The sequence below is a fragment of the Thermobifida halotolerans genome (assembly GCF_003574835.2).
Taxonomy (GTDB): Bacteria; Actinomycetota; Actinomycetes; order Streptosporangiales; family Streptosporangiaceae; genus Thermobifida; species Thermobifida halotolerans.
This window is the reverse complement of sequence record NZ_CP063196.1, coordinates 4,741,659-4,764,582: the sequence shown is the minus strand read 5'-3', so window position 1 is coordinate 4,764,582 and position 22,924 is coordinate 4,741,659. Positions and strand designations below refer to the sequence as shown.

The following is a 22,924-nucleotide window of genomic DNA, read 5'->3' as shown; positions in this document are numbered from 1 at the left end:
GGGAATGTCGGTAGGCTTTTGGCTCGCTGTTCCAGGAGGTCCCAGATGGCCGTTGTTCCCCTTCAGTACCGCTTTGACGGGCCGCGGACCGCACCGGTGGTGGTGCTGGTTCCCACGCTCGGCGTGAAGTGGTCGATGTGGGAGCCGCAGATGCCGGAGTTGACCCGCCGCATGCGGGTGCTTCGGGTCAACCACCGCGGGCACGGCACCTCGCCCGCGCCCCGTGGCCCCTACTCCGTGCCGGAACTCGGAGGCGACCTGCTGTCCCTGCTCGACCAGTGCGAACTGGAGCAGGTCTCCTTCATCGGCGTCGGTCTGGGGGCCATGGTGTCGCTGTGGGCGGCCGCGGCCGAACCCTCACGGATCACCCGGATGGCGCTGGTGTCCACCACCTCGTGGGCGCCCCCGTCACTGCGCTGGCGGAGCATCGGCGAACGGGTGCGCAGCTTCGGCGTCGCATCGGTGGCCGACGAGGTCACCCGTTCGTGGTTCACCCCCGGGTTCTGCGAGCGGCGACCCGACATCGTGTCGCGGTTCACCGAGGAGTTCGAGAAAACCGACCCGGAGGGCTACGCCGGGTGCTGTGACGCCGTCGCGGACGTCGACCACCGTTCCCTGGCCGCACGAGTGCGGGTGCCGACGGTGGTCATCTCGGGCGCGCACGACCCGCAGACTCCTCCCGGGCACGGCCGCCGGCTCGCCAGCGCCCTTCCCGACGCCCACTTCGAGGTGGTCAACGGAGCCGCGCACCTGGCCAACATCGAACGCGCGGACCTGGTCAACGACCTGCTGCTGAGGCATCTGGATCCGATGGCGGTCCGCTGGCCCTGACCTCGGCGACGGGTCGGTGCGGGTCACAGTAGCGGCTGGTTGAACTCCAGCAGGTAGCCGTCGGGGTCGCGGAAGTGCGCCGCGCGGATGCCGAGCGCCGTCCACTCCTTGACCGGGGAGACCAGGGGGACGCCCGTCGCGATGAGTTCGGCGGCTTTGGCGTCCACGTCGTCCACCTCGAAGATCACCGCCACCCGGTCCTGGCGGGGCAGGTACGGGTCCTCCATGTCGGTTTCCAGCGCCTCGGCGACCACCTCGCGCTGGTTCAGTGCGAGCCTGGTGTCGGCGCCCGTCCCGAACTCGGCGTAGCGGGTGTGCTCCGATCCGCGGAGCACCGGAAGTTTCAGCACGTCGGCGTAGAACCGGAAGCACGCCTCGTAGTCGTCTGCCAGGAGTCGGACGTAACTCATTCGCACAGGGCGCCTCCTCCAGAGCCGCCGGACGGTTGATGAACCACATTCTGCCGTTGCCGCGGCCGTACTCCAAGACCCGAACGCGTCCCCCGTGCTCACCGTGGGCATTCCATGGCACTCCACGATGGAGTACGAGATTGTCGGAATGTAGTACATGTGCTATCAATGTATACAGGACGACAACGGTAAGGAGAAGGAGTATGGCGACGGTTCCCCAGCCCGTCACCGCCTCCCAGCCGCCCGGGTCATCGGAGCAGTCCGTGGTCGAGGTCAGCGACCTGCGGATGCGCTACGGATCGACGGACGTGCTCAAAGGGGTGAGTTTTCGGGCCGACCGCGGCGAGGTGCTGGCGCTGCTCGGCCCGAACGGCGCGGGAAAGACCACCACGATCGAGATCCTCGAAGGCTTCCGGATGCGCTCCGCCGGACGGGTGAGCGTGTTGGGAACCGACCCCGCCCACGGCGACGAACGGTGGCGGGCCCGTCTGGGCGTGGTGCTGCAGTCCTGGCGCGACCACGGCAAATGGCGGGTCGCCGAACTGCTGGAGCACTTCGGCCGGTACTACGCCCCCTACTCCACCCCCGAACTCCACCGACCGCGCGACACCGCGGAACTGCTCGACATCGTGGGCCTGACCGAACACGCCGGCAGGCGGATCAAGGAGCTCTCCGGAGGCCAGCGGCGCCGACTCGATGTCGCGGTCGGCATCATCGGCCGTCCCGAACTGCTGTTCCTGGACGAGCCGACCGCCGGTTTCGACCCCGAGGCCCGACGGGACTTCCACGACCTGGTGCACCGACTGGCCGACCTCGAGGACACCACCGTCCTGCTCACCACGCACGACCTGGACGAGGCGGAGAAACTGGCCGACCGCATCCTGATCCTCGCGGGCGGCCGGATCGTCGCCGACGGCAGCGCGGAGCAGCTCTCCCAGCAGGTGAGCCGTGAGACCGAGATCCGCTGGAGCCGCGGCGGACAGCGGTTCGTGCACTCGGCCACCGACGGCACCGCCTTCGTCCGTGAACTGCTCGCGCAGTACGGCGAGGAGATCACCGACCTGGAGGTGCGCCGCGCCACGCTGGAGGACGTCTACCTGACCATGGTGCACCGGCACGAGACCGGCTCCGCGGGCGACGACGACCCCGGCTTCGGGGAGCGGAAGGAGAACCGGTGAACACGACACTCTTCGCCCTGCGCCTGGGGCTGCTCCGTGGGTGGACCGAGTTCCGCCAGACCCTGACCAGCCTCTCCGACCTCGGCTCCTACCTGCTGAACAGCGTGATCTTCCTGGCCATCCTGCTGTTCATGAGCGACAACGGCATGGAGAACACCGAACTGTCGGGGACGGGCGTCACCCAGGCGACGCTGGCGCTGCCCGGGGTGCTGGCCATGACGCTGGTGTTCGGCGGGCTGCTGACCATGGCCCAACTGCTGGCCACCGACCGCGAGGACGGCACCCTGCTGCGGGCCAAGGCCATTCCCAGGGGAACGCACGGCTACCTGGTCGGCAAGGTGGTCTCCGTGTCGCTGATGACCCTGCTGAGCATGCTGGTCATCCTGGTGCCCGCCGTGCTGGCGATCGACGGGTTCCAGTTCACCGCCCGGGGAGCGCTGACCCTGCTGTGGGTGATCGCCCTGGGATTCCTGGCGACCCTGCCGATCGGCGCGATTCTGGGATCGCTGTTCTCCAACCCGCGTACCGTGGTGGGCATCCTGATGCTGCTGCTCATGGGACTGGTCGTGGTCTCCGGTATCTTCTTCCCGATCACCCTGCTCCCCGAGTGGGCCCAGTGGATCGCCCAGGTGTTCCCGATCTACTGGCTGGGCCTGGGCATGCGCTCGGGCATGCTGCCCGACACCGCCACGGTCGAGGAGATCGGCGAGTCCTGGCGGCACCTGGAGACGGTCGGCGTGCTGGGCGCGTGGGCGGTCGTCGGCCTGGCACTGGCTCCCGTCGTGCTGCGCCGGATGGCCCGACGCGAGTCCGGTGCGAGCCTGGAGGAGCGGCGGCACAGGGCGATGCAGCGGGTCGGGTGAATCGCGCGTGAGAGGAGGCAGGGCGATGAGCGGCGAGAACGTCTACAACCGCATCGCGGTGCTGCGCGTCGAGCGGGGCGTGTCCCGCCGTCAACTCGCCGAGGCCCTGGGAGTGCACTACCAGACCATCGGCTACCTGGAGCGCGGCGAGTACAGCCCCAGTCTGCACCTGGCACTGCGGATCGCCGAATACTTCGAGGTCCCCGTGGAGGTGGTCTTCTCCACCACCCCGTTCCCCCGGATCGGCAGCGCGGAGAAGTCCTCCTGACCCCTGCGGGGAGGAGCCCCGGGCGGCCTTCCGAGGCCGCCCGGGGCTCCTCCCCGCGGCGAAACTCCCGAGTCCGCTGGTTCCCGGCCGGTCGGCTGTGGCGCCCCGGTCAACGTTCGTAGCGGCGGCGACGGCTGACCCAGAAGACGTTCAGGCAGGCGGCGAGGAACCCGGCGACCAGGAGGACCGTCAACGGGAGCGAATCCGTCATCGTCATGGCCAGCACCGCGCCCACGAGGAAGGCCACCGCTCCGAAGACGGCGAGAACCAGCCGGAACGTCAGCGCGCTGGCCGGTCGGTCATGGCTGCCGAGCGGTCCCCTCGGCTGTCCCCGTCGCATGCTCCTCCCTGTTCTTGCCGTGCCGTCCCGGACAGGGCGGCCGTCACTGGGCGGTCACGAAGCGGAGCAGAGCGCCGGTCCCCTCCGCCGCCTTCGTCTCGGACAACTCCACGAATTCGGCGTCGGTCTGCGTGGCCGCGCGCAGCATCAGCGCGCTGGCCGGTGCCTGGAACGCGGAGTCGGGGGCGCTGAGTCGGTTCCGGTCCACCGACACCTCCAGGGGGTCGGACCGGGAAGCCCAGATCCGCGGTTCGTCACCGAGGTCGGCGGCCAGTAGCAGGACACGGACCTGGGCGCGGCGCAGCGCCTCGGTCGTCGCCTCCACCCCCTCGACCGCGCCCTCGTTCCGCCCCAGTGCCGAGGTGAACTCGGCCTGCTCCTCCGCCCTGGCCCGGGTCACCGCCCGTTCCAGGGCCTGGTCCACCGAATCGCGCAGACTGGCCAGAGCGGCGTAGTCGTAGCGTCCCCCGCCGGGCTGCTCGACGAGGATGTCGAGGACCGACCTGCTCAGGTGGTCGCGGAGCTTGCCGATGGCGCGCTCGTCGCCACCGACGAACACGACCTCGGCCGCCACATCGGAGACCGCGGCCTCCACGTCCTTGGCCGCCTCCTCCGCGTTGGCGTCCCAGAGGTTCTCCGACCTGCGCTGGTACTGCTTGTGCGCCCAGCCGCCGACGCGCACCTTCTGGATGTGCAGGGTGCTTCCGCTGAAGCTCCGCCTGCTCTCGGGGTCGTGGTGGGCGACGCTGTAGGCGGTGACGTCGGCGCCCTCCCGGTCCGCCGCGACCACCACGTAGGGCACCTGGCGACCGCGGTCGACGGTCAGTCCCAGCGTGTCGGCGACCGGCAGCCAGGCGGCCTGGTCCCGCAGCGGCGGCCTGGACAGCGTGAACGCGCCCAGCAGCCGCCCCTCGGAGGCGAACAGCGCCTCCCCCTGCGGGCCGGGGACGCCCGAGGCTCCTCCGACCTCGGCGTCCAGGGCACTCAGGGTCGCCTCGTCGGCTCCCTGCTCGGCGAGGTGCTCCCGCAGCCCGCGCCAGCGCAGTTCGATCTCCTTGTCAGCGTTCTCCGAAGCCCGGGTGGTGTCCAGGTAGACCGAGGCCACCGGAGCGGTCGTCTCGTACAACGGTCGCAGAAAACCAAGATCCATGCGCCGCGGGCCCGGTCGGCGGCCCGCTCACCCCCTCCGAACTCGGTGTTCGCCTCGTCCGGAGCCGCTGCCCGACCCTTGTGGGGGCATGCGTGAGGTAAGGAACCCCTGTCCGGGAGGTGAGCCCCGTGCGGCGCCCGGCGCCGTGGCCCGCCCTGACGTGCGCGTTTTCCGCCCCCCGGGTCGGGTAGTGCGGGGGTCCAGCCGGTTTCGGTGAGCGGAAGGAGGCGCCCCTCATGGAAGAACGCGGCAGCGACAAGCACGGGCCCCGGATCGACGAGGACCTGAAAGAGGAGATCGACGGTGTGCTGAAGAGCGGGGGCCCCACCCGCGCCGAGGAATGGCGTGAACCCGAACCCGTGGTCGACGACCAGGGAATTCCGGCCACCGACCGCGAGGCGGTCCAGCGGGAGGAGGAGAGCGAGTGAGAGCCCGCCGCGGCGGCGGTCCCTGAACTCCTCGAACACCCTCGGGACAGAGACTCCGGCCCGGCCCCGACTCGGCGGGGGCCGGGCCGGACCGGTCACTCGCCGCCGAAGACGGCGGGCAGCGTCGACTCGTAGGTGGCGCGCAGCTCGGTCAGCTCGATGCTGATCCGGCCGCCGCGGTGGGCCATGGCCAGCGCGGTGCCGCCGACGGAACCGATCCGCGCGACCGGGACTCCGTGCTCGGCGCACAGCTCGGTGAAGGCCGCCTCGTTCTCCGGCCGCACACTCACCACCGCGCGCGCGGCGGACTCGCTGAACAGCGCGGTGAACGGGTCCTCACCGAGGTCGACCGCGCAACCGATCCCGCCGCGCAGGCAGGACTCGGCCAGCGCCACCGCCAGCCCGCCGTCGGAGAGGTCGTGCGCCGACGCCAGCACTCCCGCCCCCGCGCCGTCGACCAGCACGCGGGCCAGCGCCGCCTCGGCGTCCAGGTCGATCCGCGGGGGACGGCCGCCCAGGTGCCCGTGGACGACGTCGGCCCACGCCGAACCACCCAGCTCCGGCCGGGTCTCACCGAGCAGGAAGATCGCCGCACCGTCGGCATCGTTGCTGAAAGCGCTGGTCAGCCGCTTGTTCACGTCGTCGATGACGCCGAGCACACCGATCACCGGGGTCGGGTTGATCGCGGTGCTCCCGGTCTGGTTGTAGAAGCTGACGTTGCCGCCGGTCACCGGGGTGCCCAGGGCGAGGCAGGCGTCCGCCAGGCCGCGCGTGGACTCGGCGAACTGCCACATCACCGCGGGGTCCTCGGGGGAGCCGAAGTTGAGGCAGTTGGTGACCGCGATGGGGCGCGCACCGGTCGCCGCGACGTTGCGGTAGGCCTCGGCGTAGGCCAACTGGGTGCCCGTGTACGGGTCGAGGCGGGTGTAGCGCCCGTTGCCGTCGGTGGCCAGCGCCACTCCGCGGTCGCTGTTGTCGGTGATGCGGATCATGCCGCTGTCGTGCGGCACGGCCAGCACCGTGTTGCCCAGCACGTACCGGTCGTACTGGCTGGTGACCCAGTTCGGGTCGCAGATTCCGGGGGCCGCCAGCACCCGCAGTACCTGCTCGCGCAGCCGGTCGTCGGTGTCGGGACGGGGCAGCGCGGCGGGATCGTCGGCCAGCAGCGCGTCCTGGTCGTCGGGGCGTGCGACGGGGCGCTGGTACACCGGCCCCTCGTCGGCGGCGGTGCGCGGCGGCATGTCCACGACCGTCTCGCCGCGCCAGGTCATGACCAGACGGCCGCCGCGCTCGGCCTCCTCGGGGGTGACGTCGGTGACCTCGCCGATCACGCTGGCCAGGATGTCCCACTTGGCGCAGACCGCCAGGAACTCGTCGAGCTTGGCGGGCTCGACGATCGCCATCATCCGCTCCTGCGACTCGCTCATCAGGATCTCCTCGGGCGTCAGCCGAGGGTCGCGCAGCGGGACGCGGTCGAGGTCGACGCGCATGCCTCCGGTGCCGCCCGCCGCGAGCTCGGTGGTCGCGCACGAGACTCCCGCCGCGCCCAGGTCCTGGATGCCCACGACGAGGTCCCTGGCGAACAGCTCCAGGCTGCACTCGATGAGGAGCTTCTCCATGAACGGGTCGCCCACCTGGACGCTGGGGCGCTTGGCCTGGCTCTCGTCGTCGAAGCTGGCGCTGGCCAGGACGGACGCGCCGCCGATCCCGTCGGGACCGGTGGTCGCGCCGAACAGCACGACGTGGTTGCCCGGGCCGGGGGCCTGGGCGAGCTTGATGTCCTCGTGTTTGAGCACACCCACGCACAAGGCGTTGACCAGCGGGTTGCCGGAGTATCCGGCGTCGAAGCCGATCTCGCCGCCGATGTTGGGCAGGCCCAGGCAGTTGCCGTAGAAGGAGATGCCCGACACCACGCCCGGCAGCACCCGCCGCGTGTCGGGGGCGTCGACCGGACCGAACCGCAGCGCGTCCATGACCGCGACCGGCCGCGCGCCCATGGTGAGGATGTCGCGCACGATGCCGCCCACTCCGGTGGCCGCGCCCTGGTGTGGCTCCACGTAGGAGGGGTGGTTGTGCGACTCGATCTTGAAGGTGACCGCGTAGCCGTCGCCGACGTCCACGACACCCGCGTTCTCGCCCATGCCGACCAGCAGCACGTCGGTCTCGGGGGCTTTCTCCCCGAACTGGCGCAGGTGGACCTTGGAACTCTTGTAGGAGCAGTGCTCGCTCCACATGACCGAGTAGATGGCCAGTTCGGCCGAGGTGGGACGGCGGCCCAGGATCTCGCGGACCCGCGCGTACTCGTCGTCCTTCATGCCGAGTTCGGTGTACGGCTGCGGAAGGTCCGGGGTGGTCGCCGCCCTGGCGACCGTGTCGAACCGGGGTTCTTCAGACATACGGGTTGTTTTCCGTTCGGGAAGCGGAGCGGATCGGAGCTTAGGAGGTGGGGGAGGACGGCGGTACGAGGTAGGCCAGCAGCAGCCCGGCCGTGGTGCCCTCGATATAGGGTTCCAGGCTGCCCTGGACCATGACCGAGCCGTCGCTGAGCGCCGACTCGGCGTAGGGCACCTCCTCGGGGTCGGTCTCCCCCTCGGGCAGCAGACGTCCCCATCCCTGGTCGAGCAGGTGCGTGTAGACGGCCTCGATCGCCTCCTCGGCGCTGAGACCGTCGGTGGTGATCGCGACCGCGCGATAGCACTCGAACTGGGTGCACTGCTCACCGAGGTCGGTGTAGGCCACCCCCTCGGGTGCCGCGCCCAGGACCTCCATGGAGGGCGCGGAGGGAGGCGGGGGCACGGCGCTGTCGGAGGCCCACGGCCGGTACAGCAGCGTGACGCCCATCGTGGCCAGCAGTGCGAGGACCCCCGCAATCGCCAGGCCGACCTGGATCTTCCTGGACCGCAGCAGCGCCATCATCGCGACATCATCCCCCGTGCCCTCCGGCGGGCGCGGTCAACCGGCGACCGCGGGAACCGGCGCGCCGCCGGTCAGGTGGGCCAGGACCGAGGTGAAGAAGCCGAGGCCGTCCGTCGAGGGTCCGGTCAGCGCCTCCACGGCGTGCTCGGGATGCGGCATGAGCCCGACCACGTTGCGGTGCTCGTTGGTGATCCCGGCGATGTCGTCCGTGGAACCGTTGGGCGCGGAGTCGACGTAGCGCACCACCACACGGCCCTCACGCTTCAGTTCGGCGAGGGTCTCGGGGTCGGCCACGTAGTTGCCCTCACCGCTCTTGAGCGGGATGAGGATCTCCTGGCCCGCGGAGTAGCCGTTGGTCCACGCGGTGTCGGCGGTCTCCACCCGCAGCAACTGGTCGCGGCAGACGAAGTGCTGGGAGGAGTTGCGGGTGAGCGCACCGGGCAGCAGGTGGCTCTCGCACAGGATCTGGAACCCGTTGCAGATGCCGAGGACCGGGAGGTTCCCGGAGCGGGCGGCGGGCACGAGTTCGGTCATGATCGGCGCGAACCGGGCGATGGCCCCACAGCGCAGGTAGTCGCCGTAGGAGAAACCGCCGGGCAGCACGACCGCGTCGACGCCCTTGAGATCGGCGTCGCCGTGCCAGAGGGAGACGGGCTCGGCGCCGGCGATGCGCACCGCGCGCGCGGCGTCCCTGTCGTCAAGGGAACCGGGGAAGGTGACGACGCCCACACAAGGGGCAGCCATATGGGCACTCTCCGAAAAAGTCGATGGGAGTAAGGCTGGGCCGAGTCTCGTCCCGAACAGCTCGACCTCCTACGAGACTACCCGCTGTGCGGGGCGGCGGTCGTGGTGCTTCCCCGCGGCGCGTTCCGGACCGTCCGAAACCGCAACCGGGCGGTTATCGTCTGGATGTCCACCCGACGGAAGGTCTGTCCCGTATGTCGCTCAGTCCGGAGACCCGCAGATTCATCGACGAACTCGTCGCCTCCTCGCCCCAGGCGGGCGCGGTGGGGGTGGACGCCGTACTGCTGCGCTCGTCCCGCAGGGAGCGCAGGATCGTGGGCGCCGACGTCGCCCTGGTACGTGATCTCGCCGTTCCCTCTCCCGACGGGGACGTTCCGGTCCGGCTCTACCATCCGGCGCCGGACGGTCCCGCTCCGGGCTGCGCGGTGTTCTTCCACGGCGGCGGCTACGTCATCGGCGATCTCGACACCCACGACCACGTGGCCCGGCTGATCGCCGCGGAGAGCGGGGCCGCCGTGGTCTCGGTGGACTACCGCCTGGCTCCCGAGCACCGTTTCCCCGCCGCCGTCGAGGACGCCTTCACGGCCACCCGCTGGGTCGCCGACCACGCCGCGGAACTGGGGGTGGCCGCCGACCGCCTGGCGGTCGTGGGCGACAGCGCGGGCGGCGGTCTCGCCGCGGTGGTGGCACTGCTGGCCCGCGGCGGCGGACCGGCGCTCGCCGCACAGGTCCTGATCTATCCGGTGACCGATCTCACCGGATACCCGGTGACCGAGGACACCCCGTACCCGTCCCGGATCGTCAACGGCGAGGGCTACTTCCTCACCTCCGAGGGCATGCGCTGGTTCGCCGAGCAGTACCTGGCCGATCCCGCCGACGCCGGGGACTTCCGCGCCTCGCCCATACGCGCGGCCGACCTGTCCGGCGCCGCGCCCGCCCTGGTGGTCACCGCCGACTTCGACCCACTGCGGGACGAGGCCGAGGCCTACGCCCGGGCACTGGCCGCCGCCGGGGTTCCGGCCACCACCGTCCGGGTCAACGGCGGCTTCCACGGGATGTTCGGTCTGGGCTCGCTGCTTCCGCTGGGGCGCCAGGCCGAAATCCCCGTCGTGGCCGTGCTGCGGGACACGATCGGCGCGACACGGCGGTCCGGTTGACTGCCTTCTTAGCCCCGTGGGCAGTAGCGTTCAGCCATGGCAGCCAACCATGACCCCCAGGTCTCCCGCCTGTCCCAGCCCTTCCACGACGCGGGGATCTTCTTCCAGCAGGCGGTCCGGACCTTCCGCGCCACGGGCGCCGTCATTCCCAGCGGAGCGGCGCTGGCCGACGCGCTGACTCGCTACGTCGCCGAACGGGACGACCCGTCAACTCCTCTCAGCATCCTGGAGGCGGGCGCCGGAACCGGTCCCGTCTCCCGTGCCATCGCCTCGCGCATGCGCGGCGGCGACACGTTCGACATGGTCGAACCCAACCCGACGTTCGTGGAGTACCTGAACGGTCTGGTCAAGACCGACCCGGTGTTCCTCGCGGTCGCCGACCGCGTCACCGTGCACCAGGCCCTGGTCACCGATCTGGGCACGGACCGCCGGTTCGACGTCATCGTCTCCGGCCTCCCGTTCGCCAACTTCACCGCCGACGAGGTCCGCACGATCATGGAGTACTACTTCACCGTGCTGCGCCCCGGCGGCCACCTGTCCTTCTTCGGCTACCTGTACACCAAGCAGGTCAAGGCGGTCATCGCGCCGCTCGACGACTACCTGCGCCAGGTCCGGTCCGGCTGGGAGGTGGAGGAGTGGGTGAACCGGTACGGGGTGGGTCGGGAGCGCGTGTTCCGCAACATCCCTCCCGCCTGGATCTACCACCTGCGCAAGCCGCTCTCCTGAGACGGCGGCGGCCCCGGCGTCCGTGGACGCCGGGGCCGCCTTCCGGGCTTCGTTCCCCTTCGGGGAGAGGGAGGGGGTCGGGGACGAGGCCGCGGTGGTGCGGCACCGCCTGGGCGGCGGGGCGCACCGTCACAGAACGCGTCCGACACCGGCCTTCCGCACCTTGGCGGGCACCGCCTGGGTCGGGTGGATCCGGTTGTGGAGTTCGGGCTCCCAGGTCGCCCGGTTCTCGATCAGTGGAGTGTGGACCGCGTTGTACTGCTCCAGGAAGCTGATCCGGTGCCGGCGGGAACGGCCGTTGGCGTAGCTGCCCGACTCGTACATCTGGACGCCCTTCCAGTGGGCGACGACCTGGGAGCGGTCGGTGCCCGGGGCGATGTCGAAGTAGTTGTTCTCCGCGTGGATCTGGGACTCCACGCCCACGCCCCACGAGTACTGGTAGGTCTTCTCCCCCTCCTGCGTGGCGGGGATGACGTAGTGGTTGTTGTAGATGTGCACCTGTCCGTAGCGGACCCGGGGAGCACGCTGCAGCACGTTCTCCCACCGGTTGTGGTGCAGGGTGACCCGCAGTTTGCCGACGTCGTGGGTGGGCGAGTCGGTGCTGCCGATCAGCATCGTCTTGTCGTGGTCGCGCAGGACGTTGTAGGAGACGGTGACCAGGTCGGAGCCGTGGGTGATGTCCAGCAGGCCGTCGTGGACCTGGAACTCGCGGCCGAGGTACTCGGGCAGTTCGCTGTCGAGCACGTCGCCGTCGCTGAACTCGTTGTGGTCGATCCACACGTGGGTGGAGCGGCGCACCGACACCCCGTCGAACTCGGAGTTCCAGTTGCCCGCGGAGCCGTCCGTGGGGTCCCACTGGGGGAAGCAGTCCTGGGCGGTCTCGAAGGAGATGTTGCGGATGATGACGTTGTCGACGCTCTCCACCATCATCTGCGCGCCGACCAGTGCGGCGTCGTCGCCGAGGCCGATGAGGGTGGTGTTGGAGCCGACCTCGAAGACGATCTGGTCGCGCTGGTTCCGGTAGGAGCGTTCCCGGGCCTCCTCCAGGGGGCCGGACGGCTCCTCGTCCCAGCCCCAGACCTCCGGGTCGTAGGCGGCCAGGTAGGCGTCGAGGTCGTATTCGGGGTCGGCGTAGTCGTCGCAGGTGAGCCGGTTGCCCTGCGCGTCGGTGTTGGCGTCGATCCGCCCCTTCAGGAAGATGATCTTGGGGGTGTCGTTGTTGCGTCCGCCGTCCAGCGCCGCACGCAGTTCGGCGTAGTTCTCCACGACGTGGACGTGTTCGTCGTCGGCGGCGGAGCCTCCGGTGGTGCCGGTGCCGAGCGCGGCCCAGCCGTCGTTGGGGCCGAGCACCTCGCGGGCGACCCGTTCGGCCTTGTGCGAGACGCCGGAGTGATGGTGGTGGGGGCGAGCCAGCGCGCTGCCCTGTGCGGTCAACGCGAGCGGCAGGGCGAGGGCGATGCCGAGGGTGACTGCTCTTCGCATGGGACTCTCCTTGCCGCCCGACTCGGGGAACGCCGGAGTGGGGAAGCGGGCGGCGGATGTGGGGGACCAGATTTCTGGAAAGCGCTTGCCGTGACACTAGTCACAGAAAGTCCAGAGTGTCAATGGTCAGTCACCCCGGACATCCGATCGTCGTGCGGTTTTGTCCCAGGCATCCTGCAGCATTGAAGGAAAGCCCTTACCTCAACTTCGTCGGCCGCGGGGACGGAGGTCCCCAGCCGCGGCGGACAGGGCCGCGCCGAGGCCGCCGCGGGGTCAGCCGCCCATCCCCTCCACCGTCGCGTCGAGGTTGCGCGCCAGGGCCTCGGGGTCTCCCGCCGTGGCCTCCCCCTCCAGGTCCCGGCGGCTCGCCACCTGGAGCGCCCCCCGGTACTCGGGGTCCCCGAGCCGGGCGCGCGGCACCACCTCGGCCGCCCCGCCCCGGACCACGAGCACCGCCTCGGCGTCGGCCGACCGCAGCAACTCCTCCACGTGCTCGGCGCGGATGACTCCCATGACCTCTCCTTCCGTGTCCCTTCGCCCACTCGGCGCCCACGCCCACCGGCCCCGACGGCCGTCCCGAACCCCTCAGTGCCGGTACCTCTCCCGGAGACGCTCGTACTCACTCCGGTCGATCTCCCCCTCGGCCAACCGCCGGTCCAGGTCGCGGAGGAGCGAGTCGCTCTCGGCCCACTGCTGCTCCCAGTACTCCGGCGAGCGCACCCTCTGCTCGGCGGACCGCTGCGAGCGCCACAGGATCGCCACGACGATGATGATCACCCCCACCGGAACGACCACGCCCAGCAGCAGCATCAGGAACAGCCCGAACTCCACTCCGCCCATGTCGACCGCACCTCCTCCGGAGCCCGACCGTGTCACCCGCCTGCCGCTACCCACAGGCTCGACGGGGACACCTCGGAGGCCGCCGGATCCGGCGCGTCGGCGGAGAACACGGCCATTGATCATCTGTGCGGACGCCACACCTGACGTCCTCGCCGGCCGGGCACGCTACGGGCGGTCGGCGACGAAGATCGCGGTGCCCGGCAGGATGCGGCCCCGCAGCGGACTCCAGCCGCCCCACGTCCGGGTGTTGCCGTCGGGCCACTCGGGTTCGACGAGGTCGCGCAGCAGGAGTCCGGCGCCGGTGATGGCGCGCACCCAGTCGCCGACCGTGTGGTGGGCCTCCACGTACAGCGCACGCCCCCGCCCGTCCTCCTCAACGTAGGGACGGCGGTCGAAGTAGGAGTCGCGAGCCTGGAGCCCGGCCTCGCCCGGATCGTCGGGGAAGCACCAGCGGACCGGATGGCTGACCGAGAACACCAGCCGTCCGCCCGGACGCAGCACCCGCGCGACCTCTCCCAGCGCGGCGTGGGCGTCCGGGATGAACGGGAAGGCGCCGTAGGCCGAGCAGACCACGTCGAACGCGGCGTCGGCGAACGGCAGTCGCTGGGCGTCGGCCTGCACGGTGGGCAGCACGCACCCGACGGCCTCGTCGATGCGGCGGGAGTGCTGGAGTTGGCGTCCGGACACGTCGATCCCGACCACCTCGGCCACCCCCTGCGCGCGCAGCCACCGGCCGCACTGTCCCGCACCGCAGCCGACCTCCAGAACCCGGCGGTCCGCCAGTTCCGACGGAGAGCCCAGCAGCCGCGCGTCCCCCTCGGTCAGTCCCTCGGGGCCCCACACGAACTCGGCGTCGCCGAGGAAGTCGCCGTGCTCGGCCTGGTAGTCGTCGGCCGCGCGCTCCCACCACACCCGGTTGGCCCGCGCGCTCTCCTCCTCGTCGGTCCTCCGGCGCGCGATCCGCTCCACGGCCGCGCTCCTCAGGTCATCGGTCATGCCCCCATCCTCGCACCGGCCCCGCCCGCGGTGTCCGGGCCGTGCCGCGCCTCCTCACCGGGGCGAGGAGGCGGAGAGGTCGGGGTCAGCGCAGCGCCGGATGGCGCCGCACCAGGCCCGGGCGGGGGGCGGGACGGTCCGGACCGTGTCCCTGTTCTCCAACATCTCACACACTCTTTCGTGGGGGGCCGGTGGTGCTGGTCCCAGTCAACTCCCGGCCCCGGGCGTCCTCCAGGGACTCCGGTACGTGCGGACGGCGCGGAAGGTCACCGGGAGAACGGGACAACGTCTGTGCCCGTCCATCGGCGCGGCACCGTCCACGCAACGGTCGGAACCGTTTCGGTCCGTTCTGACCAGGCCGTTTCGGCGGGGTCCGGAGAATGGCGGAGTTCCGCCGCACCGCGGCCGAAGTCCCGTGCCGCGCCCTCTCGCCTGGCCTTTGTGTCCGTGTCCGGTTCCGGACGAAGGTCCCGCCGCGGAGACGGCGCTCACCGAGGTGTGATGGCCGGGTTCGCGGCGGATGCGGTTTCGCCGCACCCCGGCAAGGCCGAGGCATTCCACAAAACCCCCGGAAACGAGATACCACCGGCTGCCGGTGACCGGTCGAGGCGCCCCGGACGGCCGGGGTGGAATGCCTCACCCACCCCGGGGGTCTCCGCGAAGACCCGCGCCCACCGCAGAACCCAACACCCACACCTCAGTCAGGCCCCGGGGGTGGGGCTGGGCGTGGTGTCGGAGTTCTCCGGGGCCGGGGGCGTGTCCCCGGTCTCCGCCTCCTGGACCTCACGGCGGACCAGGAAGACCCATCCGCCGATCGCGATGGCGGTGAAGGCCCACCACTGGACCGCGTAGGAGAAGTTCATTCCCGTGTTGACCTCGGCCACCTCGACCGGCTCGGGCGCCGCCGCCGGTTCCGGGGCCTCCTCGACCAGTTCCACGTACCCGCCGTAGAGGTCGTAGGGCAGCTCCTCGGCGATGGCGGCCACGTCGATGATCATGATCTGTCCCTCGGGCAGTCCGTCCCGGGGACGGATCCCGGTGTTCTCGGGGGTCTCCGAGATCTGCAGCCGCCCGGTCACCGTGACCCTCCCCTCGGCGGGGGGCGGCACCTCGGGCTGCCCGGCCGCGGTGGGCGGCTGCCGCACCCACCCCCGGTTGACCAGTACCGCCGTGCCGTCCTCGGTCACCAGCGGCGTGAGGACGTGCATGCCGACCCCGCCGGAGCCGCCCCGGTTTCGCACGAGGAGTTCCCGGTCGGAGTCGTAGGTTCCGGTGACGGTGACCTGCCGCCAGCGGTCCTGCCGGGTCACCTCCTCGCCGACCGCGGTCAGCTCGTCGAGAGGAACCGGGTCGCCGGCGAGATTGGTCTCCTGCAACTCGACCACGGCGGCCTTGGCCTGCGCCCGCTCGTACTGCCAGAGGCCCAGGGCGATGAACGAGGGCACCACCACGAGCAGCAGTGCGTGGAACGCCAACATCCGAGGTGAGGTCAGGACACGAAGCACATATCGAGGCTATGGGACCGTCGGCCGCCGCTCGCACCGACCCGGCTCTCCGACGACGGTGGTCAGGTTCCGTACACCGTGGGCCGGTCCAGCCGCAGCACGGCCATGACGGGAAGGTGGTCGGAGTGCGTCACGGGAAGCGCGGCGGCCTGTTCCCGGACGAGCCCCTCGGTGGTGAGGATGTGGTCGATCTCCAGCTCCGGCCTGTCCGCGGGGAAGGTGGGGGCGGGACGGATCCGGAACAGCGCGTCGTAGAGCCCGGCGCGTTCCATCTCCCGCCAGGCGGCGCCGTTCGGCGCGAAGTTGAGGTCGCCGCCCACGACGATCGGCCGCCCGAGTCCGGCACGCTCGATGACGATGTCGGCCAGGTCCGCGGCCTGCATGGTCGGTTCCCTGTCGGCGGGCGGTTGCAGGTGGGTGGAGATCACCTCGATCTCGGTGTCCTCGTGCTCGACCACCACGGACAGCGCCTGCGCGCCGATCGGGGCGCCGTAGGAGCGCAACCGGTGGCCGACGGTCTCCACGATCGGCAGCCGGGTCAGCACGGCGTCCCCCCAGACCTGGTCGGCGGCGGGCGCGAACACGGCCTCCATGTCGAGCGCGTCGGACAGCACGCCCAGCACGTCCTGTCCTCCGTTGAGGAACCACCCGCGGTCCACCTCGCTCAGCAGCACCACGTCGGGGTCGACCCGCTGGATCGCCGTGGCCACTCCCTCGATGTCGTAGGTGCCGGCCGTGTCGTAGCCCATCCGCAGGTTGTAGGCCACCACCCGCAGTTCCTCGTCGGCGCCTCCCGCGGCCGCGGCGGGGAACGGCGTGGCGGCCGCGGGCACCGTCACGAACGGCAGGAGGAACACGGCGGCCGCCGTCCCGGCGGCCGCGACCACCGCGCCCGGCCAGCGGTGGACGGCCGGGTGACGCACCCGGCTGCCCGAGTCGCGGTCCTTGCGGCGGCCGTGCACGGCCGCCGTCGCGGTGATCAGCACCGCCACGGCAACCAGGACGGCATCGGCGCGGTAGCCCAGGTCGTAGCCCGCGTAGTAGCCGAAGAGGCCCCCCAGGAACACCAGGCCGCCGAGAAGCACGGCCGGACCGGCGCGGCCGGGCCGGGGCGCCCGTCCCCGCGATCCGGGCCAGTCGGCCCAGGCCAGGCAGGCGATGAGGGCCAGTGCGCCCACGGCCTGGGCGATGACCGCGAAGAAGGGCGGCAGTCCGGGAACGCCTCCGTCCTCGACGGTGCCGAAGGCGGCCACCGCGACCGCGGCGACCAGTGCCGTTCCGGGAACGATCGGCGTGCGTCCGGGGGTCGCGGACGCGCCCGAGAGGACGTATCCCATCGCGACCGCCACCGCGACGACCACCGCGGCCCAGCCGTCGGGCCAGCCGACGGCGGCCTCGGCGCGCGCGGGCGAGGCCGTGAGCACGCCGGCGATCAGCAGTGCGGGGAGCAACAGGAAGCACAGCACCGGGTCGGCGGCCTGCCCGTCGAAGTCCCGCCGGGTGAGGCGCGGTGTCCTGGTCAGCGTCCACCAGAACAGGGCGACCTGGGCGCCCACGATCCCCCAGCCGAGCATCCCCGGCCGCCACACCGCCGCGTAGGTGCCGAGTGCCGCGTGGGTGAGCGTGGACAGGGCGAGGCCGAGCGCGAATCCGCGCAGCAGGGAGCGCCGGGCCCGTGCCGCGACCGTGGCCAGCCAGGCGAGTCCGATGAGGACCCCGGCGGAGGCCGCGTACAACTGGAGTTGCTCCCCGCCGGCGGCCTGGAGCAGCAGACGCACTCCGCCCAGCGCGATCGCGAACCACACGTCCAGCGGCAGGCGGGGAATCCGGTCCTCCGTGTCCTCGGCCGCGCCGCCCGCGAGCAGGGAGCGCAGGAACAGGACGGGCAGGGGCGCCAGGAACCAGCCGAGCGCGAAGAGTCCGACGGCCTGCGGCGGCGTCGTCCCGGCCTGACCGAAGACCGTGATCAGCGACGGAAGCCACACCCGGAGTACGTCGAGGAGGAGCCAGAGTCCGCCCCCGATCGTCAGCGCGGGGAGAAATCCACGGTCGGTAGGGCCTGTCGGCGCGCTCATATGCGTTCTTCTCCCGGTAAGAAGCCCCCCGACTTTCCCATTCCAGCAGAGGAATTGTGTCCCAGATCACGAAAAAATGCCAGATTTCGGTTTGCTTCTGACTGGTTACTCTCCGCCCTCGCATGAACAACTCCGTGCCCCCGGCCGATCGGCCGGGGGCACGGACACGGATGACGGAGGAGGTCTGCCTCAGTCCTCGGTCGCCTTCTTCCTGCGGGAGAGGTACATGGCCGCGCCGCCGCCGCCGAGGGCCGCGACCGCGGCGGCGACCAGACCGCCGAGAGCGGCGCCGGTCACCGGCAGGGTCTCGTCGGTCGCCACCTCCCTGGTCTCCTGAGCGGGCTTGTCGTCGGCGGGCTCCTCGGCGGTCCCCGACTCCTGGGGAGTCTCGGCGCCTTCTTCGACCCCGGTGGGCTCCTCCGCCTGGGCGGTCTCCTCGCAGTCGGCCTCGGCGGAGCCCAGGACGGCGACCGAGTTGCCGCAGACGTCGACATCGGCGTTCACGGGGGCGTTGACCTCGTTGTCACTGAGGACGTCGTCGTTCCCGGAGGCGTTGGAGCCACCGGTCTCCTCCGCGGCCGTCTCGCCGCTCTCGCCGCTCTCGCCGCCCTCGGAGGCCTCCTGGAGCGCCTCGGCGACCTCCGTGCACTGGGCCCTGGCCTCCCCGACGACCGAGATGGCGTTGCCGCAGACGTCGACGGCGACATCCACCGGAATGTTGATCCGGTTGCCGCTGGCGACGCTGTCACCGCCCTCCGCGGTCGTCTCGCCGCCCTCGCCGTCCTCGGAGGCCTCCTGGAGCGCGTCGACGATCACCGTGCACTGGGCCCTGGCCTCCCCGACGACCGAGATGGCGTTGCCGCAGACGTCGACGGCGACATCCACCGGAATGTTGATCTGGTTGCCGCTGACCGTCTGACCCGCGAAGGCAGGGGAGGCGAACCCGGCCACCAGACCGGCCGTGAGCACGGCGGTTGAGGCGGTGGCGAGCATTGTCTTACGCATGTTCCGGTATGACCTTTCGCTAACTGCACTACCCAGTGAGAATGACTGAGCACAAAGAGTCACCGTGAGCGGGATCGGTGAACCACGGCCCGACATCCAAAGCTTGAATGTTGTCTACAGCGACGGGGGCGATCCAACCGGTTGACGGCGGACCAACCAAAAAGAGCGACGGTCCGCTCCAGATCGCTGACCGACCGTAACGTTAGCAGCTTCTCGGCTTTCCGCGAGACTTTCTGCAAGAGCTTCCACAAAACTCACGGGTCTGTTGGTCAAATTTCCTACCGATCCACCTTCGCAGACACTGCCACAGCGCCGGAAACCCCCCCAAGCAGCACATATCTCTCCGGCGAATTACTAAGCAAATTCGTTGTCGCGGGTCCGGGGAGCGGTGTGCGCGCAATTGTCCGTACCGAATGCGGAAGGCGGCGGACCGCCACTGCCGCGGTCCGCCGCCCGGAGACGGCGAAGCCCCGGCCGGGTACCCGCGAAGGGTCCTCGACCGGGGCTCGTCGCGGCCGGAGCGCGTCACCGCGCTCCGGCGGGGACGGCTAGGCCTGCTGGACTCCCAGTCCCTTGGCGACGCCGCCGCCCAGGTCCGGGTGGATGTTGGTCCAGTACTCGACGACGCGCTTCTTCATGTCGTCGGTGACCTCGGGCGCCGAGGCGTGGCCGACGATGTTGTCCACCATGTTGGCGCGGTCGGTGTCGGAGAGGACCTTCTCCCACAGCGTGCGCGCCTGGCCGAAGTCGTCGTCCTCCTTGTGGAGGGTGTAGGCGGAGCGGACGATCTCACCCGCCACGTGGTACTCCTCGCCCTTGAACAGGTCGGGCTGGGCCTCGGGGCCGCCCGCGGTGTTCGGCGCGTACACCGGGTCGGGGTTGTTGTAGTACGCCATCGGCCCGTCGTAGTTGTAGCTGCGGACCGGCGACTTCGGCCGGTTGACCGGCAACTGCAGGTAGTTGGGACCGATCCGGTAGCGGTGGGTGTCCGGGTAGGAGAACAGCCGCCCCTGCAGCATCTTGTCGGGGCTGCCGGCCACACCCGGAACCAGGTTGGAGGGCTCGAACGCCGCCTGCTCGATCTCGGCGAAGTAGTTCTCCGGGTTCCGGTTGAGGACGAACCGGCCGATGGTGATCTCCGGGTAGTCGCTGTGCGGCCACACCTTGGTGAGGTCGAACGGGTTGAACCGGTAGTCGGCGGCCTCCTCGAAGGGCATGATCTGGACGTTGACCGTCCAGGCGGGGTAGTCACCCCTCTTGATGCTCTCCCACAGGTCACGGCGGTGCGCGTCGGGGTCCTCGGCCTCCATCGCCTTGGCCTCGGCGGCGGTCAGGTTCTCGATGCCCTGCTCGGTCTTGAAGTGGTACTTCACCCAGAACTTCTCACCGTTGGCGTTGTACCACATGAAGGTGTGGCTGCCGAAGCCGTGCATGTGGCGCCAGGTCTTCGGGGTGCCGCGGTCGGTCATCAGGAAGGAGACCTGGTGCGCCGACTCGGGGTTGAGCGTCCAGAAGTCCCACTGCATGTTGTTGTCGCGCAGCTGGTTGTCGGCGCGCCGCTTCTGCGAGTGGATGAAGTCGGAGAACTTCGAGGGATCCCGGATGAAGAAGATCGGCGTGTTGTTGCCGACGATGTCGTAGTTGCCCTGCTCGGTGTAGAACTTCAGGGCGAAGCCGCGCGGGTCGCGAGCGGTGTCGGCGCTGCCCAGCTCGCCGGCGACGGTCGAGAAGCGGAGGAGCAGCGGGGTCTTCCTGCCCTTCTGGAACAGGTCGGCCCGCGTGTACTGGCTGACGTCCTCGGTGATCTCCAGCTCACCGAAGGCTCCGCCGCCCTTGGCGTGCACCACGCGCTCGGGCACGCGCTCACGGTTGAAGTGGGCCATCTTCTGGATCAGGAAGTGGTCCTGGAGCAGCAGGGGGCCGTTGGGGCCGACCGACTGCGAGAGGCCGTCGTGCGGGGCCGGGATACCGGCGTCATCGGTGCTGTAAGCGACCAATGCTCATACCTTTCTGCTAAGGCTCAGCCTCGGAAACGGTGATGTCGGGTCAACCGACGTCCATGGAGAGGCCCCGGGCCGCACACCGTGCGGGACAGGCCCGGAGGGTCAGGTCATCGAGTCCGCTCCCCCGCCTGGCACGTGGGGCAGATCCCCCAGAACACCACCTCTGCCTCGTCGAGGGCGTAGCCGTGCGTCTGCGAGGGCAGCAGACACGGGGCCTCCCCGACCACGCAGTCGATGTCGGTCACCTCACCGCAGTCGCGGCAGACCAGGTGGTGGTGGTTGTCCCCCACGCGGGTCTCGTACCGGGCGGGGGAACCCGCGGGTTCGATGCGACGAAGCAGTCCGGCGGCGGTGAGGGCGTGCAGGCTGTCGTAGACCGCCTGGGTCGACACGTGTCCGACCCGGCCCCGGACAGCACGCGCCACACGGTCGGCGTCCAGGTGGTCTCCCTGACGGACCGCGTCGAGTATCGCCAGGCGGGAGGCGGTCACCCGCAGCCCGGCCGCGCGGAGGGCAGCGACGTCGTCCATGGCTTCACCCTAGGCCACTATCTGGAGTTGTTCAAGAAAATGAGTATGTCCAGTTAAACCCCCCGCCCCCGTTTCCGCGGGACCGCGGACGTAACGTTGTTCCCGCTCCCCCAGTTCCCGATCCCGGACTCCGCGTCACACTACCATCACCCAAGGTAGTGATTCTGGTCTGTTTCGATGACGTCAAATCCGACATTCGTAACAAATCAAGTTCATCGGTCGGCCCGTCCACAACGGGGGACCGCTCTCTCGCGTCCTACCAGTACCGGCCGAATCCGCTTCTCAGGAGATACGTGTGACCCCGCTTTCCCAGACGCCACGCCCCTACGGTCGTCCGCTCCGCCTCGGCTCGCTGCTGCTGGCCACGGCTCTGCTCGCCACAGCCTGCGGTTCGGGCGACGAGGCCCCCGCAGCCGCCGCGGACCCACCCGATGCCGCGGAGCCCACGCCGTCCGCCTCTCCCGAGCCCTCCCAGGAGCCGTACACCGTCGCCATCGGCGGTGACGTCATGTTCGAGGGGATGCTCCGGCAGCGCCTGGACTCCGACCCGGCCACCGCCCTGGGACCGGTCTCCGAGGTCTTCCAGGAGGCTGACGTCAGCGTGGTCAACCTGGAGACCGCCGTCACCGACGGCGGCACCCCCGCACCGGGCAAGCAGTTCGTCTTCCGCGCCCCCGCCACGGCCTTCACCGCACTGGAGTCGGCCGGCGTCGACGTGGCGACCGTGGCCAACAACCACGGCATGGACTACGGCACCGACGGCCTGATCGACACCCTCGACAACGCCGAGGCCGCGGACTTCCCGGTGATCGGGGCGGGACGGGACCTCAGCGAGGCCTACGAACCCGAGTTCTTCGAGGTCAACGGGAACACCCTGGCCATCATCGGCGCCACCGACGTGCTGGACGACCACCTGATCTCCGAGTGGACCGCGGGCGAGGGCAAGCCGGGTCTGGCCTCCACCAAGGGCGAGATGCTCACCCACGCCATCCAGGCCGTCGAGGACGCCGGCTCCCGGGCCGACGCCGTCATCGTGTTCCTGCACTGGGGCCTGGAGGGCGACCACTGCCCGCTGCCGCACGCCCCCGGGCTCGCCCAGCAGCTCATCGACGCGGGAGCCACCGCCGTGGTGGGCGGGCACGCGCACGTGGTCAGCCCCGGTGGCTACATGGGCGACGCCTACGTGCACTACGGACTCGGCAACTTCGTCTTCTACAACTTCAGCGGCCCCACCGCCGAGACGGGTGTGCTGCGGCTCACCCTCCAGGGTGACAAGATCCTCGACGACGAGTGGCTGCCCGGCCAGATCCAGGGCGGCATCCCGATCCTGCACGAGGACGAGTCCGCCGTCTCCCAGGGAGTGGCGAGCTTCGAGGGCTACCGGGAGCAGTGCGGCGGGACCAATCTGACCGCCGAGCCGGGCGAACCGGCCGTCTGACCCGCCCGCACGGCCGACACCGCGGGCCCCGGAAGCGAC

The 22,924-nt window shown here is 70.4% G+C and carries 23 protein-coding genes; 8 read left to right on the top strand and 15 right to left on the bottom strand.

Going from position 1 to position 22,924, the window contains the following annotated elements:
• Positions 1–45 precede the first annotated feature (45 nt).
• Positions 46–831 (top strand): alpha/beta fold hydrolase, encoded by a 786-nt coding sequence (locus NI17_RS21305; RefSeq protein ID WP_068689957.1) that lies wholly within the window; start codon positions 46–48, stop codon positions 829–831.
• 23 nt (positions 832–854) lie between these two features.
• On the opposite strand, the gene NI17_RS21300 is transcribed toward NI17_RS21305, so the two are convergent.
• Positions 855–1,247, bottom strand: a complete 393-nt coding sequence (locus tag NI17_RS21300; RefSeq protein ID WP_068689955.1) for a VOC family protein — start codon at positions 1,245–1,247, stop codon at positions 855–857.
• Between the two features lie 197 nt (positions 1,248–1,444).
• Between NI17_RS21300 and NI17_RS21295 the strand changes: the two genes are divergently transcribed.
• Genes NI17_RS21295 through NI17_RS21285 form a run of 3 tightly spaced genes read left to right on the top strand, consistent with a single transcriptional unit; the run spans position 1,445 to position 3,550 of the window.
• On the top strand, positions 1,445–2,419 hold the full coding sequence (locus tag NI17_RS21295; protein WP_084012512.1) for an ABC transporter ATP-binding protein: 975 nt from the start codon (positions 1,445–1,447) through the stop codon (positions 2,417–2,419).
• On the top strand, positions 2,416–3,282 hold the full coding sequence (locus NI17_RS21290; RefSeq protein WP_068689953.1) for an ABC transporter permease: 867 nt from the start codon (positions 2,416–2,418) through the stop codon (positions 3,280–3,282). Before NI17_RS21295 ends, NI17_RS21290 begins: the two co-directional genes overlap by 4 nt.
• A 25-nt stretch (positions 3,283–3,307) precedes the next feature.
• Positions 3,308–3,550, top strand: coding sequence for a helix-turn-helix transcriptional regulator (locus NI17_RS21285; RefSeq protein WP_068689951.1), 243 nt, complete (start codon positions 3,308–3,310; stop codon positions 3,548–3,550).
• Between the two features lie 109 nt (positions 3,551–3,659).
• Here NI17_RS21285 and NI17_RS21280 read toward each other — a convergent pair whose 3' ends face one another.
• Positions 3,660–3,890, bottom strand: coding sequence for a hypothetical protein (locus NI17_RS21280; RefSeq protein WP_068689949.1), 231 nt, complete (start codon positions 3,888–3,890; stop codon positions 3,660–3,662).
• A gap of 43 nt (positions 3,891–3,933) precedes the next feature.
• A complete protein-coding gene (locus NI17_RS21275; RefSeq protein WP_234401804.1) occupies positions 3,934–5,016 on the bottom strand; it encodes a baeRF2 domain-containing protein in 1,083 nt (360 codons plus the stop codon).
• Between the two features lie 260 nt (positions 5,017–5,276).
• Here NI17_RS21275 and NI17_RS21270 point away from each other — a divergent pair, with 260 nt between their 5' ends.
• A complete protein-coding gene (locus NI17_RS21270) occupies positions 5,277–5,468 on the top strand; it encodes a hypothetical protein (protein WP_068689944.1) in 192 nt (63 codons plus the stop codon).
• Between the two features lie 95 nt (positions 5,469–5,563).
• Here NI17_RS21270 and purL read toward each other — a convergent pair whose 3' ends face one another.
• Genes purL through purQ form a run of 3 tightly spaced genes read right to left on the bottom strand, consistent with a single transcriptional unit; the run spans position 5,564 to position 9,128 of the window.
• Positions 5,564–7,864, bottom strand: coding sequence for a phosphoribosylformylglycinamidine synthase subunit PurL (gene purL / locus NI17_RS21265; RefSeq protein ID WP_068689943.1), 2,301 nt, complete (start codon positions 7,862–7,864; stop codon positions 5,564–5,566).
• Positions 7,865–7,904: 40 nt separating this feature from the next.
• Positions 7,905–8,384 (bottom strand): hypothetical protein, encoded by a 480-nt coding sequence (locus NI17_RS21260; RefSeq protein WP_068689941.1) that lies wholly within the window; start codon positions 8,382–8,384, stop codon positions 7,905–7,907.
• 36 nt (positions 8,385–8,420) lie between these two features.
• Positions 8,421–9,128: a phosphoribosylformylglycinamidine synthase subunit PurQ gene (gene purQ, locus NI17_RS21255; protein ID WP_068689940.1), complete on the bottom strand. Its 708-nt coding sequence runs from the start codon at positions 9,126–9,128 to the stop codon at positions 8,421–8,423.
• A gap of 194 nt (positions 9,129–9,322) precedes the next feature.
• Between purQ and NI17_RS21250 the strand changes: the two genes are divergently transcribed.
• Together NI17_RS21250 and NI17_RS21245 are read left to right on the top strand one after the other, a co-directional pair.
• A complete protein-coding gene (locus NI17_RS21250; RefSeq protein ID WP_068689938.1) occupies positions 9,323–10,285 on the top strand; it encodes an alpha/beta hydrolase in 963 nt (320 codons plus the stop codon).
• A 36-nt stretch (positions 10,286–10,321) separates the two neighbouring features.
• On the top strand, positions 10,322–11,011 hold the full coding sequence (locus NI17_RS21245; protein ID WP_119268084.1) for a class I SAM-dependent methyltransferase: 690 nt from the start codon (positions 10,322–10,324) through the stop codon (positions 11,009–11,011).
• Between the two features lie 129 nt (positions 11,012–11,140).
• Here the strand turns inward: NI17_RS21245 and NI17_RS21240 are convergent, their stop codons facing one another.
• From NI17_RS21240 to NI17_RS21200, 9 genes are all read right to left on the bottom strand, one after another.
• The gene (locus NI17_RS21240; protein WP_068689934.1) at positions 11,141–12,493 is read right to left on the bottom strand and encodes a pectate lyase family protein; all 1,353 of its coding nucleotides are present in this window, start codon (positions 12,491–12,493) and stop codon (positions 11,141–11,143) included.
• Between the two features lie 273 nt (positions 12,494–12,766).
• Positions 12,767–13,006 carry a hypothetical protein gene (locus tag NI17_RS21235; RefSeq protein ID WP_068689932.1) on the bottom strand — a complete coding sequence of 80 codons (240 nt, stop codon included), beginning with the start codon at positions 13,004–13,006 and terminating at the stop codon, positions 12,767–12,769.
• Positions 13,007–13,078: 72 nt separating this feature from the next.
• Positions 13,079–13,333, bottom strand: coding sequence for an SHOCT domain-containing protein (locus tag NI17_RS21230; protein WP_068689930.1), 255 nt, complete (start codon positions 13,331–13,333; stop codon positions 13,079–13,081).
• Between the two features lie 165 nt (positions 13,334–13,498).
• Positions 13,499–14,329: a class I SAM-dependent methyltransferase gene (locus NI17_RS21225; protein WP_068689928.1), complete on the bottom strand. Its 831-nt coding sequence runs from the start codon at positions 14,327–14,329 to the stop codon at positions 13,499–13,501.
• A gap of 701 nt (positions 14,330–15,030) precedes the next feature.
• On the bottom strand, positions 15,031–15,834 hold the full coding sequence (locus NI17_RS21220; protein ID WP_440571739.1) for an SURF1 family cytochrome oxidase biogenesis protein: 804 nt from the start codon (positions 15,832–15,834) through the stop codon (positions 15,031–15,033).
• A gap of 62 nt (positions 15,835–15,896) precedes the next feature.
• The gene (locus NI17_RS21215) at positions 15,897–17,909 is read right to left on the bottom strand and encodes an endonuclease/exonuclease/phosphatase family protein (protein ID WP_243597561.1); all 2,013 of its coding nucleotides are present in this window, start codon (positions 17,907–17,909) and stop codon (positions 15,897–15,899) included.
• A 189-nt stretch (positions 17,910–18,098) separates the two neighbouring features.
• Positions 18,099–18,914 carry a chaplin family protein gene (locus tag NI17_RS21210; RefSeq protein ID WP_068689924.1) on the bottom strand — a complete coding sequence of 272 codons (816 nt, stop codon included), beginning with the start codon at positions 18,912–18,914 and terminating at the stop codon, positions 18,099–18,101.
• A 548-nt stretch (positions 18,915–19,462) separates the two neighbouring features.
• Positions 19,463–20,911: a catalase gene (locus tag NI17_RS21205; protein WP_068689922.1), complete on the bottom strand. Its 1,449-nt coding sequence runs from the start codon at positions 20,909–20,911 to the stop codon at positions 19,463–19,465.
• A gap of 113 nt (positions 20,912–21,024) precedes the next feature.
• On the bottom strand, positions 21,025–21,447 hold the full coding sequence (locus tag NI17_RS21200) for a Fur family transcriptional regulator (protein WP_068689920.1): 423 nt from the start codon (positions 21,445–21,447) through the stop codon (positions 21,025–21,027).
• Positions 21,448–21,742: 295 nt separating this feature from the next.
• Between NI17_RS21200 and NI17_RS21195 the strand changes: the two genes are divergently transcribed.
• Positions 21,743–22,885: a CapA family protein gene (locus NI17_RS21195; protein WP_068689918.1), complete on the top strand. Its 1,143-nt coding sequence runs from the start codon at positions 21,743–21,745 to the stop codon at positions 22,883–22,885.
• The last annotated feature ends 39 nt before the right edge of the window (positions 22,886–22,924 follow it).

What these genes read in the sequence shown, in the direction of transcription:
- NI17_RS21295 (WP_084012512.1), top strand. Translation starts at nt 1,445, where the DNA reads ATGGCGACGGTTCCCCAGCCCGTCACCGCCTCCCAGCCGCCCGGGTCA.
- NI17_RS21270 (WP_068689944.1), top strand. Translation starts at nt 5,277, where the DNA reads ATGGAAGAACGCGGCAGCGACAAGCACGGGCCCCGGATCGACGAGGAC.
- NI17_RS21250 (WP_068689938.1), top strand. Translation starts at nt 9,323, where the DNA reads ATGTCGCTCAGTCCGGAGACCCGCAGATTCATCGACGAACTCGTCGCC.
- NI17_RS21285 (WP_068689951.1), top strand. Translation starts at nt 3,308, where the DNA reads ATGAGCGGCGAGAACGTCTACAACCGCATCGCGGTGCTGCGCGTCGAG.
- purQ (WP_068689940.1), bottom strand. Translation starts at nt 9,128, where the DNA reads ATGGCTGCCCCTTGTGTGGGCGTCGTCACCTTCCCCGGTTCCCTTGAC.
- NI17_RS21235 (WP_068689932.1), bottom strand. Translation starts at nt 13,006, where the DNA reads ATGGGAGTCATCCGCGCCGAGCACGTGGAGGAGTTGCTGCGGTCGGCC.
- NI17_RS21200 (WP_068689920.1), bottom strand. Translation starts at nt 21,447, where the DNA reads ATGGACGACGTCGCTGCCCTCCGCGCGGCCGGGCTGCGGGTGACCGCC.
- NI17_RS21225 (WP_068689928.1), bottom strand. Translation starts at nt 14,329, where the DNA reads ATGACCGATGACCTGAGGAGCGCGGCCGTGGAGCGGATCGCGCGCCGG.
- NI17_RS21240 (WP_068689934.1), bottom strand. Translation starts at nt 12,493, where the DNA reads ATGCGAAGAGCAGTCACCCTCGGCATCGCCCTCGCCCTGCCGCTCGCG.
- NI17_RS21230 (WP_068689930.1), bottom strand. Translation starts at nt 13,333, where the DNA reads ATGGGCGGAGTGGAGTTCGGGCTGTTCCTGATGCTGCTGCTGGGCGTG.
- NI17_RS21260 (WP_068689941.1), bottom strand. Translation starts at nt 8,384, where the DNA reads ATGATGGCGCTGCTGCGGTCCAGGAAGATCCAGGTCGGCCTGGCGATT.
- purL (WP_068689943.1), bottom strand. Translation starts at nt 7,864, where the DNA reads ATGTCTGAAGAACCCCGGTTCGACACGGTCGCCAGGGCGGCGACCACC.
- NI17_RS21215 (WP_243597561.1), bottom strand. Translation starts at nt 17,909, where the DNA reads ATGAGCGCGCCGACAGGCCCTACCGACCGTGGATTTCTCCCCGCGCTG.
- NI17_RS21280 (WP_068689949.1), bottom strand. Translation starts at nt 3,890, where the DNA reads ATGCGACGGGGACAGCCGAGGGGACCGCTCGGCAGCCATGACCGACCG.
- NI17_RS21305 (WP_068689957.1), top strand. Translation starts at nt 46, where the DNA reads ATGGCCGTTGTTCCCCTTCAGTACCGCTTTGACGGGCCGCGGACCGCA.
- NI17_RS21210 (WP_068689924.1), bottom strand. Translation starts at nt 18,914, where the DNA reads ATGCGTAAGACAATGCTCGCCACCGCCTCAACCGCCGTGCTCACGGCC.
- NI17_RS21245 (WP_119268084.1), top strand. Translation starts at nt 10,322, where the DNA reads ATGGCAGCCAACCATGACCCCCAGGTCTCCCGCCTGTCCCAGCCCTTC.